We start from the raw sequence: 14520 nt of genomic DNA, 5'->3' as shown, positions 1-14520 counted from the left end.
CGATTCCCCTTACTCCCCACTCCTCAAGAATGAAACGGGACAGTAATTAGGGGTAGGAATGCCAATAACAACCACAACCAAGACCAATTAAATTGCGGTTGGGTAGAAGGCGCTGATGGTTCCAATAAAGCATTGATGCGTTCGCTCAAGCGCTCTGCTTGACTAGCAGCGCTGAAGGCAGCGCAAAAACTCGTCATTGGCACGATCGCAGAACGCACGACTAATAACAAAGATTCTGCTAAAGTCAGCGGATCGACTTGCTGCGCCGCCCGATTATCTGCCCGCAATTCCCGCAACAGTAACAATTCTTCCCATAAAGCTTCTGTCTGAGGCAACCATCCAGTACAAGTCCGTATCCAACCCAGCCAGAAAAACCAGAAAGTATCTCGGTAGTGGTAATGTGCTTGTTCGTGGGCAATGACAGCGGCTAACTGTTCTGGGGTAAGGACGTATAGCAATCCCTGGCTGACAACTAATTCCGGTCGCCAGAAGCCAACTAAGGCACTGAACAAAATGGGAGTTGCTAAAATCCGACAAGATGCTCCCTCTACTTGCTCTTGGGGATAAGTACGAGTCTGACTCACAGCCCGCCAGCCTTGCCATGCCAGTTTAACTCCCAACGCGATCGCCACTATAAAACCGATTACCGTCAGTCCGTAGCTATACCAACCTACAGACAAACCCAGCATCTTGCCTTGGGTTCCCATGCATAATACCGAGATTCCGGCGATCGCTAACATTAACGGAGGAAACAGAAAAAACCACAGCGTTTGTTTCCAGCGCTGCTGCCAATCACCTGAAGCTGACGACCAATTCTGTCGCACGTTCCAAGCTACTGCCAGTGCAGCCAAAATCATGATGGTATGCATTACTTCTCCTCCCGTTGTTGGCGTGCAGCTTGAATGCGTTTAGCGATCGCATCGAGCTGTTCTAAGCTGGTGCGATCGAGACTATCAGCAAAGGCAGCTACAACATCAGGGTTGCCAACCGCCAGAAAGCGATGTAGCTTTTCATGCGCCTCTATAACTTGCGCTTGTTCCTTCGTTACCAACGGTCGCCAATAAAAAACCCGTTCTTGTTTATCGCAAGCTAACCAGCCTTTTTCCGTCAGGCGGCGCAGTACCGTGGTGACAGAAGTATAGGCTAACTCTCGATCGGGATCGGCAAGAATGCGATCGTGTACGTCTTTGACAGTCACGCGATCGAGTTCCCAGACGATATTCAGAATCTCTGTCTCTAATGGACCAAGGGAAAGCTGTTTGGGACGGTAATTGGGCAGCGGAGACATAAGCTAAGTCAAAAGTCAAAAGGTAAAAGTCAAAAATTACTGATAACTGATAACTGACAACTGGTTACTGCTTTCCAGGTTACACCGTCAGAGTTATCTCTCGCGACATTTTTTGTGAAAGTTTGACTTTGTGAAAGTTTGACATCTTGTCTTTTGACTGCCATTCAGAATGCAATCTAAGCTAGGTGTTCGATTCCAGCCTGCTCTTATACGAAAGGTTAAAAAGTCCTTGATTCTGGGGTGGAAGACCTCCACCCTTTTTCGACATCCTAGTTTGATGTCTTAGCTGGATTAATCTGTCGAGCCTATTTGCGAAAGAAGGAGATTGAAAGAATGCGAACGATCGCGTTAGCTTTGCTATTGGCTGTTGCTATTTGGACTCTAACTTTTCCCAATGCAGCCTTAGCAGCAGACATAGCCAACGGAGCCAAAGTGTTTAATAGCAACTGTGCTGCTTGTCATATGGGAGGAAAAAATGTGGTGATGGCGACAAAAACACTACAGAAAGATGCTTTAGAAAAATATAGTATGAATTCTCTAGAAGCAATTATCAACCAAGTCACAAATGGTAAAAATGCTATGCCTGCCTTCAAAGGAAAATTAAATGTCCAGCAGATTGAGGATGTCGCCTCTTACGTGCTGGACAAATCCGAAAAAGGATGGAGCTGAAGTCAGTTGTCAGTTATCAGTTGTCAGTTATCAGGGTGTGGGGAATTGGTAGTTGGTAATGGGTAATTAGTGGTTGTTGGTTGTTGGTTGTTGGTTGACCGCTCCCTTGTCCCCCTTGTCTCCCTTGTCCCTCTGCTCCCTGTGCTCCCTGCTTCCTCTGCCCCCCTGCTCTCCCCTCACTAGTAGCTATGTATCGAGTTATTCTCATCTGCTGCGTGACATTTGCAGTTTTGCTGTTTCCTTTAAACGCTCAGGCTCAGCCAGCAGCGAATACTTTGGAGATGCACGACCATCAACCTAAATCTCGATCGGTAGAAGACTTATTTAAACAAGGGGTATATCAAACGTTAGTAGGAAAATATCGAGCCGCGATCGCAGATTTTTCTCAGGTTATTTTGCTCCAACCCAACAATGCTACGGCATACGCTAATCGCGGTTTAGCACGGGCTGCTAAGGGCGATCGCCAAGATGCATTAAAGGATTTCGATCGCGCTTTATCACTGAATCCAGATTCGGCGATCGCCTATTACAACCGAGGTTTTACGCTTTCCAAGCTCGAAGACTATCACGGTGCGATCGCTGATTTTGACCGTGCTATTCGCATCGATCCTGAAGATCCAAGTGCTTATCATTGTCGGTGTCTCGTGCGTTATAAATTGGGTGATATGGTAGGTGTAGCGGAAGATTTACGCACGGTTGCTCAAATATATTTGCAACACGGTAAACTCGATGCTTATACCAATTTGCTTGCAGAACTCAAATCTCTGCATGAACTAAGTCACCCGAAAAGGGAGCGATCGAGCGCACGAGCAGTTATCAGTTATCGTAGGGGCGGGTTTAGTCAATAGATTAACTATTAAAACAGTAGCTCGGGAGTCAAAACCCGCCCGTACAGAAGTCGGTTATCAGTGACCATTTAATTCCGAATTCCGAATTCCGAATTCCGAATTCTTCCTATAAGGGAGAAGCATCAATGTAGATGCGCATTTCGCGAACGAGATCGTCTTCCATGCGAAACACGATCGCGCATGGTATTGCGATCGCTTTACAACGATCGCACATATGAGTTGTTTCCATTTGGCAAATTACAGCATCGTCAATTTCCCAAATTTCATTGATTTCAAAAGAAGTTCGGGCGCTCCGACTGAGCTGACTTGCTTCGATTACGGATGCGATCGCGGCTTTCCCAACCGCAGGTGGATGATTGCCAAATCGACATAGGGCATCTTCAGTAAAATAAGTCATGGCACTCTCTACATCCATTGCCTCGAACAACCCGATCAAACTCCTAATAATCTCTGTTTGGGTAATAGCAGCCATACTGGATCGCAATTCCATCTGAAATTAATCGAAAAGATGAAGGCTTAAGGCTAAAAGCTACAATCCTAACGCCGATCTGGTTTAGCTTGATTTCATCCTTAATTTCAAATTAAATGAAGCCCTGATTTTTTACAGCCTGAAAAAGTCAGAAGTTATCCGCACCATCTTGATTGTCTCAATCGAGAAGTCATGAATCGTCTGAAAAAGTCAGATCTACGTAGTGCGTGAGGAGAATTCGGAATTCGGAATTCGGAATTCGGAATTAAATGGTCGCTGATAACTGATAACTTTGTAGAGACGTTACATGTAACGTCTTTACACTGATAACTGCTCCCTACTCCCTATTCACTGATAACTGATTCAGAAAAGCTCAAATAATTAAAAAAATCTTAAACTATATAGAATTTTGAACTTTTAAGTATATAGGGGATTTGCGACTGATTTCTAGTGTAACTTAATAGAGAAACACAAAAAAATAAATACAAACTAGCGAAAAAAAACAAACATAGCCTAGAACAGTCAAAATCATCAAAGAACAAATTTTTATTAAAAAATGAACGTTGACGAAGCACTAGTAATTCTAGATGCATTTCTCGATCGGGGACTCAACGACATTCAGGAACTAGTCTTTCGCAAAGCCTGGGAAGGTCAGACTTATCCCGAAATCGCCGAAAGCTCTGACTACGATGCTAATTACATTAAAGATGTAGGTTCTAAACTATGGAAGTTACTTTCTAAAGCTCTCTCAGAAGAAGTCACGAAAAGTAACTTTCGTGCCGTCTTGCGGCGACGAGCTTCCGAACTTGGGAGCAGGGAGAATTCGGAATTCGGAATTCGGAATTCGGAATTTGGAATTCCAAATTCAAAATTTAGCACTCGTCTCTCGCCTCTCGCCTCTCGCCTTTCACCAACTACCAATTACCAATTACCAATTACCCACATAGACTGGGGCGAAGCGGTAGATGTAGCAACATTTTACGGGCGGAGCGAGGAGTTAGCGACTTTAGAGCAGTGGATTAAGAACGATTCGCCTAGAGGCGACAGCTCCGCTTCACGCTGTCGTTTAGTGGCGGTATTGGGTATGGGTGGTATGGGGAAAACTGCCTTATCGATCGCCCTAGCAGAAAACTTGCAATCAGAATTTGAATATATTGTTTGGCGCAGTTTGCGTAACGCTCCGCCTCTAGCAGAATTACTCGGTGGGATCGTTCAATTTCTCTCTCATCAACAAGAAACAGCGGCGACATTATCCCAAGATCTCGATCGCTGTATCAGTATGCTGCTAGAATATTTGCGCCACCATCGCTGTTTGTTAGTACTAGATAACGTCGAAAGTATTCTGCGTGGAGGCGAACATGCAGGACAATATCGAGAAGGATATCAAGCCTATGGCGAATTATTACAACGCATTGGAGAAGTCCGTCATACGAGTTGTTTAGTACTAACTAGCCGAGAAAAACCAAAAGAAATTGTCTTGCTCGAAGGCGAAACACTACCAGTACGTTCTCTACAGTTGGAAGGTCTAAATATTGCCGCAGGACGAGAAATTTTTCGCGCTAAGGGAAATTTTGTCGGTTCCGATTTAGAATGGCAAAGGTTAATCGAGCATTATGCTGGGAATCCTCTTGCTTTAAAGATGGTGGCTGCAGGAATTCAGGACTTATTTGATAGCAATCTAACTATATTTTTAGCAACCTTACGCACGGGAACATTAGTTTTTGATGATATCCGCGATTTATTAGAGCGGCAGATGAATCGGATATCAAAATTAGAAATAGAAGTGATGTATTGGCTGGCAGTCGAACGGGAGCCAATCGCTTTTACAGCACTGCGAGAAAATGTTTTGTCCTTAGAAGCGAAGCAAAAACTACCAGAAACTCTTCGATCTTTAGGACAGCGATCGCTGATTGAGAAAACCGCTACGGGCTTTACCCAACAACCAGTTGTAATGGATTTTGCGATCGATCGCTTTATCGAACGCATATGTGGAGAAATAGTCAGGGGGGCGATCGGTTTATTTAACAGTCATGCCATTCTTGAAGCGCAAGCAAAAGATTACATTAGAGATACGCAAATTCGGCTGATTATCATACCACTTGTCGATAAACTTTTAGCTCAAACAAATCTCAGTAGCCTTGTCGATCGCTTAGGGCAAATTCTAACTAATTGGCGACAAAGATCGGCGCGATCGCCAGGGTATTTGGCAGGAAATATTCTGAACTTGCTAACTCATCTCAAGATCGATCTGCGCGGATGGGATTTTTCTAACCTCTGCGTATGGCAAGCATATTTAGCCGGACGCAACTTAAAGCAAGTCAACTTTGCCCGTGCCGATCTTGCCAAATCGGTTTTTACCGAAGATTTAAGCGTGACTCCAGCCGTAGCTTTTAGTCCCACAGGCAAGCTATTGGCAACAGGAGATGCTGATGGAGCAATTCGGCTATGGCAAGTTGCAGATTGGAAAAAACTGCTGACTTTGAAAGGACATACAAATTGGATCTGGTCGGTTATGTTTAATCCTGACGGTAGTGTTTTAGCAAGTGCCAGCGATGACAAAACAGTTCGTTTGTGGGATACCCGTAGCGGTGAATGCCGTTGTATTTTGCCACATACACATCGCATTTGGTCAGTGGCTTTCAGTCCCGACGGCAAAACTATAGCTAGTGGGAGTGAAGATAGTACTGTCAAGCTATGGCATTGGCAGACAGGAGAATGTTACCAGACTTTGTTCGGACATACGAACTGGATTAGAAGCATCGCCTTCAGTCCCGATGGCAAAACCCTAGCTAGTGGTAGTGTAGACTGTACCGTGCGATTGTGGGATGTTGGCACGGGAGAGTGTATCAAAACTCTACAGGGACATACAACTCAAGTCTGGTCAGTTGCCTTTAGTCCCGATGGCGAGATGCTCGCTAGTAGTAGCGATCGCACTGTCAAGTTGTGGCAAACTAGCACGGGGGAATGTCTGCGGACTCTATGCGGACATACAAACTGGATCAGGACTGTTGCTTTTAGCTCTGGGGGAGATATGGTAGCCAGCGGCAGCGAAGATTATACAATTCGACTCTGGGACGTACAGACGGGAGAATGCTGTCGGACGCTGGCGGGACATACAAATTGGATTAGATCTGTAGCTTTTAGTCCTGACGGCAAAACCTTGGCTAGCGGGAGCGGCGACCATACGATCAAGATCTGGAATGTCACGGATGGAAAATGTATCAAAACCCTTCAGGGTTACACTAGCCGCGTCTGGTCGGTTGCTTTTCATCCCCGTCCGCTAGCCTCACATCCAACCGGAATGCTAGCTAGCGGTAACGATGATAAAACCGTGCGATTGTGGAACGTCGAAACAGGAGAGTGCGATCGCACGTTACACGGTCATGGTAATAGAGTTTGGGCTGTTGCCTTTAGCCCTGACGGTCAAACCATAGCCAGCGGTAGCGGTGACTATACCATCGGGCTTTGGAATGCTTCAACTGGCGATCGCTACAATACGATCCAAGCCTACAGCGGAGTCAGATCCCTGGCTTTTCACCCCAACGGCTACATTTTGGCTGGTGGCTGCGATGACTATACGGTGAGGTTATGGGATATCCTCAGCGGCAAAACCCTGCATAAGTTGCAAGGGCATACCAACCGAGTCTGGTCAGTTGCCTTTAGTGTAGATGGCAACTTTCTAGCTAGCGGTAGCGACGACCACACAATTAAGTTGTGGAATACTGAAACCGGAGAGTGCCACAACACGTTACAAGGACATGACAATTGGGTGTGGGCAGTTGCCTTCAGTCCTGACGGACAAACCCTGGCAAGTGGTAGCGGCGATCGCACAGTCAAGTTATGGGATTGGCAAATGGGGAAATGTTACCAAACTCTCCAGGAACATACAAGCCGAGTTTGGTCAGTTGCCTTCAGCCCTGACGGGCAGACTGTAGCAAGTGGCAGCAGCGACTATAGCATCAAGTTGTGGAATGTCGAAACTGGTGAATGCAGACATACTCTCCAGGGACACACCGATTTAATTTGGTCGGTTGCTTTCAGTACTGACGGACAAATTCTTGCCAGTGGCAGCCAGGATGAGACGATTAGACTATGGGATGCAAATACAGGCAAATCTCTCAAGATATTGCGGGCGCAAAGACCCTATGAAGGGATGAATATTGCTGGCGTAACTGGTTTAACTGAGGCAGCGATCGCCACATTAAAAGCTTTAGGAGCAACAGAATGGGTAATGGGTAATGGGTAATGGGTAGTTGGTGGTTGTAGTTATCCTCCTTGTCCCCCTTGTCTCCCTCATCCCCCTTGTCCCTAACTAATAATTGTTATTCTCCTGCCGCTATTCCTTCGCGACGGGGATCGGCTCCACCGACTAGACCTTTTTCGGTACGGACGATCGCATGAGAACCGCTGATTTGTTCTACAATTTGTACGGAATGACCGATCGCCTCTAAGCTTTGCTGAAGGTTAACAAGATTTGTATTTGCTTCTAGTTCCGTTGCCCCGTCGCGATTGCCATAATGGGGTAGGGATACTGCTTGTTGGCTGTCTAAGTTCCAGTCTAAAACGGCAATTAATGCTTGCGCGACGTAGTTGATAATTCTAGCACCGCCAGCCGAACCAACTGCCATCACCAGTTTACCCTGGCGATCGAATACCATAGTGGGAGCCATCGAACTTCTAGGGCGCTTTCTCGCTTCTACCCGATTGGCGATCGCTTTTCCATCGGGTGTTGTGGGTGAAAAAGAAAAATCTGTGAGTTGATTGTTGAGTAAAAAGCCCCGTACCATCAATCTAGAGCCAAAAGTATCTTCAATACTGGTCGTCATAGAGACTGAGTTGCCATTGCGATCGACAATTGTTGTATGGCTGGTTGAGGGAAATTCGATCGCATTATCTTGTCCCCAGACTAACTTTTGCGACGATCGCAATTCGCCTGGTTCGGCATCGGTTAAGGCGCGTTGAGGATTAATCAGCTTGGCGCGATTATTCAGATATTCGGGATCGATTAATTCATTGACTGGTACGGGAACGAAATCAGCATCAGCCATATATAAGCCTCGGTCGGCAAAAGCTAGCCGTCCTGCTTCGGCAAATAAATGCGCTGCTTGGGATGATTCTGGTTTGAGGGTAGATAATTGAAAGTTTTCCAGCATACCGAGAATCTGCAACACGGTTAAACCACCAGAACTAGGTGGTCCCATACTGCACACTTTGTAAACTCGATAAACTCCACATACAGGCGATCGCTCTTTGGCTTGGTATGTTGCTAAATCGTCAGTTGTTAAGTCGCCTGCTACGGTAGCTTTTTGGACTGTATTCGCAATGTCTCTGGCAATTTCACCCTGATAAAAGGCATCAGCACCGGAATTCGCAATCCGGCTCAATACCTCAGCATAAGGACGATTGACGAGAATTGTCCCCACAGGTTTAGGCGTGCCATCCGCTTGATAGAAATAGCTGCGAGCTGGTTCTAGGCTTGGTAAATACTTTTCTTTGCTGAGGCGATCGTACAATAAAGGCGAGATGGGAAAGCCCTGCTGCGCCAGTTGAATTGCGGGTTGAAATAGTTCTCGCCAAGGCAACTTACCATGTGCCTTGTGTACCATTTCCAGCATCCTGACTACTCCAGGTACGCCGACAGACTTTCCACCTACAACCGCATCGTAAAATTGGAGTGGTTTGCCACCTGCATTCAGAAAACGATCCGGTCGAGCCGCTGCTGGAGCCGTTTCGCGACCGTCATAAGTGCGAACTTGTTTGCGTTTGGCATCGTAATAGGTTAAAAAAGCCCCGCCACCAATTCCAGAATACTGCGGCTCAACTAAACCTAGTACCATTTGAATGGCGATCGCTGCATCAACAGCACTACCTCCCCGCCGCAGAATATCACTACCTGCTGCCGCTGCTAGCGGGTGAGCTGCCACTGCCATATACTTTTGAGTGCGTACAGCTTTGCGAACCGCGCGATCGTTGCTAATTACTGGTGCAACTCGCTCTTGTCCTACAGTTGGAGATAGAGCTGTACTGAAGACAAGGGCTAGTAAACCAAAGTAGAGGCAAAATCTATTTGCTTTCATCAGTGTAATTCTACTTCTCGTTAGCAGGATACCATCCTGCCGGAATTACTTCAAAATTCCATACATCTTTGAAAATATACATTTGTTCTATTATTTTCTCAGGAGCGAGAGTTCCTTTGTTACCTGCTTGCCAATCTTGCCGATCGAGGGTTCCCATTACCAAATACTCATTACCAATGAATTCAGGATGAGATTGGCTAAAGCTAATAGCTAACAATGATTCAATTTCCTGTTTTTTAGTGATGATGAGATCGCAATTTGGGCAATATCTACATTGTTTATTGAGTAAAAAAAGTTGATGTGGATCGATATGAATGACTAGGGGAATTTTACGAATTTTAGTTTTTGTTTCACATTTAGGGCATTTCGTGAAGGCGGAGTCTTCATAGGGATTCAGAAAAAACTTATGTCGTTTTCTAGGCTTCACCCCTTTAGATTTATTAGAGCTATTCCTTGGCATATTACTAATCCTTCTCTAACAACTAATGAGTAGAGGGAGTTATTAAGCAATGTCGGGAGGAATTTGATTGAAGGGACTAGCGGGAGTCGATCGCGGTTGCATTTGCAGCTTTATCAACTTTTGCAATTCTCTCCGTTGGATATCCGTTCCCCGATTTAGATCTCCTGGGGTATCGAAGAAAATGATACTGTCTACTGTTTCCAGGGCAAAAAGCTGAAATAATATGTGAGTGACGGGTAAGGGTGAAGCGACAATTTCCGGGTCTTGTTCCGAGACTGCTACAGCTGAAACATCTGCAAGTGTGGGGAAAGCATAGATAACGCGCTTGGTCACTTTTGAGTTAGCGCGATCGCTTAACGTAGTGACTACCCAGTCTCGATCTAAGTTTTGCAAAATATAGTATTCTAAATGGCGCAGCCTGCCAGCAAGCAGTACCAATACAGGAGCGACAGCAGCAACAACTTGCGGAGTCACGCCATCTTGAGGCGCTTCGTCAATCAGGACTTTAATTTGTCGGTCTAAATCCATATGACACAAAAGCTGCTACTATCACACTGAGTTTACCCCATTTAGGGAGTAGGGAGTAGGGAGCGCACGAGCAGGGAAAGAAATGTGGTTTCTGACTCGTGATTTGTGACTTGCGATCGCAAATAGGGGATGCATCGATCGCATCCCCCACTTTGGCTAAACTTAATTAGCTAGGCTTATTGGTAGTACTTCAGCTCTGCTTCCAATTGGGAAGTCAAGCGATCGTCACCCTTGGCTCTGGCAGCTTGCAAGCGCCGTTCTAAGCTTTCCAAAATATTCGAGCGATGAACTCTTGCTACCTCTTTGTAGCTTGGCTTTCTACTTGCATTCATGGCTATTTACTCCTTGCTTCGATCTTTTTCTAGCCTTCAGTACCTACTTCTGATGCTGTGCGTTGTAGCATGGACTGCTGGCGGTTGTGTTGCTTCTGACGATTCAAGCTCATTAACAATCTTGCTTGCGCAGAAACAGACACGCGATCGGAGTTAGATTGAATACCAATATTGTTAGATTTCATATTCGCCTCTTTCTTGTTGTTGTGTTACGAATGAGGCGCGTTCCTTCGAGAGTTTTTCTCTACTTCCGTCCCTCCACTGGAGAGATGAACGATTTATCCTTTACATTCATTACAATATCAGCCATTTTTCTCATTTGGGTCTATCTGAGGACGGAATGAATCATAAATCTAAATAAGTTAATGTAACTTAAACTACAAAATATTCAATTTTGCTAATTAATTCTATAGCAGCAGCAGAGGGCAGAAAGCAGAAATCAGAAGGAAATACCTTGCGTTTCAAAGGTGAGAGTTAACTTTGAGGTCTTAACCTTCTCGCGCTTTGCTAAAAAATTTGTCAGGGTAAGTTGACGAGAAACCTTTGTACTACCCGGAATAACTCGGTAAACCTGCCTCTATGATGAAATTGGTTAGGGCAGGTTTTCCCGCAATTTCTGCGATACTACTCGAAATAACTCGGTAAACCTGCCCCTACAACGGATATTTGAATTTTTAAATTCTGTTTCGTATGTCCTATTTTCTGTCTCCTGTCTCCTTTTACTGTGACAAGTTATACTAAGTATGGCTTTCATCCTCAGCAACCTATGGACGGTGAAACAGCATTGGCATGGGTGGATAATCTCATATTGACCAAAACTGGCGAAGGGTTAAATTCTCTACAAAAACAGATTCTTCAGCAGGTTTGGCAGGGACGCAAATATCCTGAAATTGCAGCCTACTGCGGCTATACAGAAGGACACGTTAAAGATGTTGGTTCTCATCTGTGGCGCGTACTGTCTCAAACTTTGGGAGAGAAGATTAATAAGATTAACTGTCGTGCAGTTTTAGAACGATGTCTGCATACATCAAAAGATCGGGGAAATCTGTCAATTTTAGCCCCCCTTGTGAAGGGAGATTGGGGGGATCTGCACGCCAAGCCAAATTTCGTCGGCAGAACCGAAGCGATCGCGCATCTCGATCGCCTGGTAAGTTTGGATAGTAAGGCGATCGTCATTCAGGGTGAAGGCGGATTGGGAAAAACCACCCTAGCACAGCAATACTTGCAATCCCAAAATTTTGAAGTGGTGCTAGAACTGCTAGTAGCAAAGGAAACGCAGAACCTGACTTCTGCTGAACGAGTCGTAGAAGAGTGGTTGAAACAAGACTTACAAGAGGAACCAGGCTTAGAATTTGGCGTAACTTTAGATAGACTCAAACGCCATTTACAAATGCGACGGATAGGGGTGTTAATCGATAACTTAGAACCTGCATTAGATCGCCAAGGACGTTTAATTGCGTCTCATCGTAGCTATGTAGAGCTGTTTCGGATTTTAACCGATCCGAAAGTACAATCCGTGACTTTAATTACAAGTCGCGATCGCCTGTGCGAACCGAGTTTAAATGTAGAACACTACCGTTTACCTGGTTTAGATCTTCCAGCATGGCAGCAATATTTTAGTTATCGTCAAATTGCAATTGACTTACCAACAATCCAACAGATGCATCAAGCCTATGGTGGTAACGCTAAAGTCATGGGAATTCTTTGCGGTACAATTCAAGCAGATTTTGCAGGTGATGCGATCGCGTATTGGCAAGAAAACCATACCGATCCCTTGGCTGTCACCGATTTGAAGAATTTAATTGCCAGTCAATTTCACCGTTTGCAAACACTCGATCTGCCAGCCTACCGCTTATTGTGTCGCCTGGGGTGTTATCGCTATCAAGATGTGGCAAAGATTCCTACCCAAGGAATTTTAAATTTATTGTGGGACGTACCACCTCAACAGCAACGACAAATTATGACAGCTTTACGCGATCGCTGTTTAGTTGAATTTCAACAGGGGGAATACTGGCTGCATCCAGCAATTCGTGCTGAGGCGATCGCGAGGTTGCGTGCTAGCGATGAATGGATAGTTGTGAATTGTAAAGCCGCAGAATTTTGGACGGATAGCGTAGCAACAATTGATACCATAAAAGATGCTTTACAAGCTCTGGAAGCATACTATCACTATGTCGAAATCAACGATTTTGAATTAGCTGCTAGAGTTATTCTTAAAAGTAGAAATAATCAGTGGGGACAGTTTTTACCTCTGGGTGGAACGTTGTATAGAATGGGTTTAATTCAACCCATTTTGGGGGCGGTAACTCAAATCCTCCAAAATATACAATCTACTCCTTGTTTGGGAGAATTATATAATATTTTAGGAGATTTGTATTGGACTGCTGGTAAAATTCACGCAGCGATAGAATGTCAAGAGAAAACTATCAGTTTAGCAACTCAATCATTGGGAATTTTAGAGTTTAGTCAAGGCGATCGCTACAAATTGTATTACTTAAAAATGCTAGAAGTAGATTCCTTACTCAGTATGGGATTGTACAATATAGATTTGTGGGAATTAGAGACAGCAGCCGAATTATTTCAGCAAGTCATAGATCTAGCTCAAAATACAACTCATCATCGCTGGGCAGAAAAAGCTAGCGTATGTTTAGCTTTAGTCAATTCTTATTTAGGCGGGCATCAAACAGCATATAACCTAGTCGAACCGATTTATGACTCGATTATGTCTGAACTAAATAATCAAAGTGGCAGCTTTGCTTATTTTGTGCAAATCCTCGGTCAAACTTATGTCAATTTAGGTAATAGAGAAAAAGCGCAAGAGATGTTTTCTCTTTCCCTAGCTGATGCCGAAAAAAGCCATTATCTGCAAATCAAAGCAAAAACACTAAGTGGATTAGCTGAGAGCGATCGCCAGCAATCTTTATTTAAATTGGCTATAAATAAACATATAGAAGCAATCGAAATTTTAGAGCAAATTGGTGCAAAATGCGATCTAGCCGAGGCTTATTTTCAGTTAGGTTTAACTTATATAAGTATGAAAGAGTTTGAGCATGGGAAGCAAAATTTAGAGCGATCGCTACAGCTATTTACTCAGATGAATGCACCACGGCAAGTAAAAAAAGTATTGCGAGCGAAAATCGACGCATAGAATTCGCTCGTACTAATTCCAATGAATATCCCCCTTAACGAGGGGAAAATTGTACAATTCTTAGCCCCCCTTAAAAAGGGGGGTTAGGGGGATCTTCCGTAGTGCAGTCTTAACAAAATCGTATCAGTTTGGGGCTACACACTCACACATCGTTCAACTTCACGCGCTGCAACAACCAGTACCAAACAAAGAGCCGATATAGCTTTTTGCCACTCTTGCCTAACCTGCAAATCTTCCACACCTTCAAACATTCCTACCAGAGAAGGAACAGAACGTTCCATCGCCAAACGAGAAACTGGACGATGAAGTTCTACTAAGCGCGATAGACTTTCTTGATTATTGACAAAACCAATGACCCATTTTGTTGTATGCTCTGGACTATCGGGAACGCGCTTCACACCCAACTCTGTTTGCAACCAGTGATAAAAAGGAGGTAATCGCTCAGCTAAAACGCTACCAGCGATCGGTAAAGTTTGCTTTAGTAACGAAACATCCAAGCTGCTTAACTGTTGTTGTAGTTCGGGAGAATTTAGACATTCAGTAAGAGACTGGGAGAGTAAAGCTTCTAAGCGATCGCGAGACAAATCTAAGTGTTGGGCAAATGTTTCTAAAGTAGGCTGCATCATTTCAAATCTAAAGTCCAAAAACAACTAAATACTTCCTGAGATGAGATAGGATTTCTATGTATTCCTCTCAACTCA

At 44.6% G+C, this 14520-nt stretch carries 14 protein-coding genes and 1 riboswitch; of the genes, 4 read left to right on the top strand and 10 right to left on the bottom strand.

Annotated features, from left to right (window positions below; translation table 11 throughout):
• Positions 1 to 23 precede the first annotated feature (23 nt).
• Both CHRO_RS14195 and CHRO_RS14190 read right to left on the bottom strand, forming a co-directional pair.
• Complete coding sequence (locus CHRO_RS14195; RefSeq protein ID WP_015154912.1) at positions 24 to 869, bottom strand: M56 family metallopeptidase; 846 nt, start codon at positions 867 to 869, stop codon at positions 24 to 26.
• Complete coding sequence (locus tag CHRO_RS14190) at positions 869 to 1288, bottom strand: BlaI/MecI/CopY family transcriptional regulator (RefSeq protein ID WP_015154911.1); 420 nt, start codon at positions 1286 to 1288, stop codon at positions 869 to 871. The genes CHRO_RS14195 and CHRO_RS14190 overlap by 1 nt, the downstream gene beginning before the upstream one ends.
• Positions 1289 to 1621: 333 nt before the next feature.
• Here CHRO_RS14190 and petJ point away from each other — a divergent pair, with 333 nt between their 5' ends.
• Positions 1622 to 1957 carry a cytochrome c6 PetJ gene (gene petJ, locus CHRO_RS14185; protein WP_015154910.1) on the top strand — a complete coding sequence of 112 codons (336 nt, stop codon included), beginning with the start codon at positions 1622 to 1624 and terminating at the stop codon, positions 1955 to 1957.
• Between the two features lie 16 nt (positions 1958 to 1973).
• Here the strand turns inward: petJ and CHRO_RS14180 are convergent, their stop codons facing one another.
• Positions 1974 to 2165 (bottom strand): hypothetical protein, encoded by a 192-nt coding sequence (locus CHRO_RS14180; RefSeq protein ID WP_041462481.1) that lies wholly within the window; start codon positions 2163 to 2165, stop codon positions 1974 to 1976.
• Positions 2166 to 2172: 7 nt separating this feature from the next.
• Between CHRO_RS14180 and CHRO_RS29675 the strand changes: the two genes are divergently transcribed.
• Complete coding sequence (locus CHRO_RS29675; RefSeq protein ID WP_181245517.1) at positions 2173 to 2805, top strand: tetratricopeptide repeat protein; 633 nt, start codon at positions 2173 to 2175, stop codon at positions 2803 to 2805.
• A gap of 106 nt (positions 2806 to 2911) precedes the next feature.
• Here the strand turns inward: CHRO_RS29675 and CHRO_RS14170 are convergent, their stop codons facing one another.
• Positions 2912 to 3295: a nuclear transport factor 2 family protein gene (locus CHRO_RS14170; RefSeq protein WP_199755908.1), complete on the bottom strand. Its 384-nt coding sequence runs from the start codon at positions 3293 to 3295 to the stop codon at positions 2912 to 2914.
• A gap of 535 nt (positions 3296 to 3830) precedes the next feature.
• On the opposite strand from CHRO_RS14170, the gene CHRO_RS14165 reads away from it, so the two are divergent.
• A complete protein-coding gene (locus tag CHRO_RS14165; RefSeq protein ID WP_015154907.1) occupies positions 3831 to 7520 on the top strand; it encodes a WD40 repeat domain-containing protein in 3690 nt (1229 codons plus the stop codon).
• Between the two features lie 76 nt (positions 7521 to 7596).
• Here the strand turns inward: CHRO_RS14165 and ggt are convergent, their stop codons facing one another.
• The 5 genes from ggt to CHRO_RS32255 form a co-directional block, all read right to left on the bottom strand.
• Positions 7597 to 9351 carry a gamma-glutamyltransferase gene (gene ggt, locus CHRO_RS14160; RefSeq protein ID WP_015154906.1) on the bottom strand — a complete coding sequence of 585 codons (1755 nt, stop codon included), beginning with the start codon at positions 9349 to 9351 and terminating at the stop codon, positions 7597 to 7599.
• A 10-nt stretch (positions 9352 to 9361) separates the two neighbouring features.
• Positions 9362 to 9811, bottom strand: coding sequence for a hypothetical protein (locus CHRO_RS14155; protein WP_015154905.1), 450 nt, complete (start codon positions 9809 to 9811; stop codon positions 9362 to 9364).
• 42 nt (positions 9812 to 9853) lie between these two features.
• Complete coding sequence (locus CHRO_RS14150; protein WP_015154904.1) at positions 9854 to 10339, bottom strand: hypothetical protein; 486 nt, start codon at positions 10337 to 10339, stop codon at positions 9854 to 9856.
• Positions 10340 to 10515: 176 nt separating this feature from the next.
• Positions 10516 to 10671: an arginine synthesis PII-interacting regulator PirA gene (gene pirA / locus CHRO_RS32260; RefSeq protein ID WP_015154903.1), complete on the bottom strand. Its 156-nt coding sequence runs from the start codon at positions 10669 to 10671 to the stop codon at positions 10516 to 10518.
• Between the two features lie 29 nt (positions 10672 to 10700).
• Positions 10701 to 10856 (bottom strand): hypothetical protein, encoded by a 156-nt coding sequence (locus CHRO_RS32255; RefSeq protein ID WP_015154902.1) that lies wholly within the window; start codon positions 10854 to 10856, stop codon positions 10701 to 10703.
• A gap of 34 nt (positions 10857 to 10890) precedes the next feature.
• Positions 10891 to 10949: riboswitch (Glutamine riboswitch) on the bottom strand.
• A gap of 488 nt (positions 10950 to 11437) precedes the next feature.
• Here CHRO_RS32255 and CHRO_RS14145 point away from each other — a divergent pair.
• Positions 11438 to 13819: a helix-turn-helix domain-containing protein gene (locus CHRO_RS14145; RefSeq protein WP_015154901.1), complete on the top strand. Its 2382-nt coding sequence runs from the start codon at positions 11438 to 11440 to the stop codon at positions 13817 to 13819.
• Between the two features lie 134 nt (positions 13820 to 13953).
• On the opposite strand, the gene CHRO_RS14140 is transcribed toward CHRO_RS14145, so the two are convergent.
• Entirely contained in the window at positions 13954 to 14442 is a 489-nt protein-coding gene (locus CHRO_RS14140; protein ID WP_041462480.1) for a hypothetical protein, read from the bottom strand.
• Positions 14443 to 14520: the final 78 nt, after the last annotated feature.

The sequence above is a fragment of the Chroococcidiopsis thermalis PCC 7203 genome, assembly GCF_000317125.1.
Classification (GTDB): Bacteria; Cyanobacteriota; Cyanobacteriia; order Cyanobacteriales; family Chroococcidiopsidaceae; genus Chroococcidiopsis; species Chroococcidiopsis thermalis.
The sequence above is the reverse complement of the archived record's forward strand: the minus strand, read 5'-3'. Positions and strand labels throughout refer to the sequence as shown.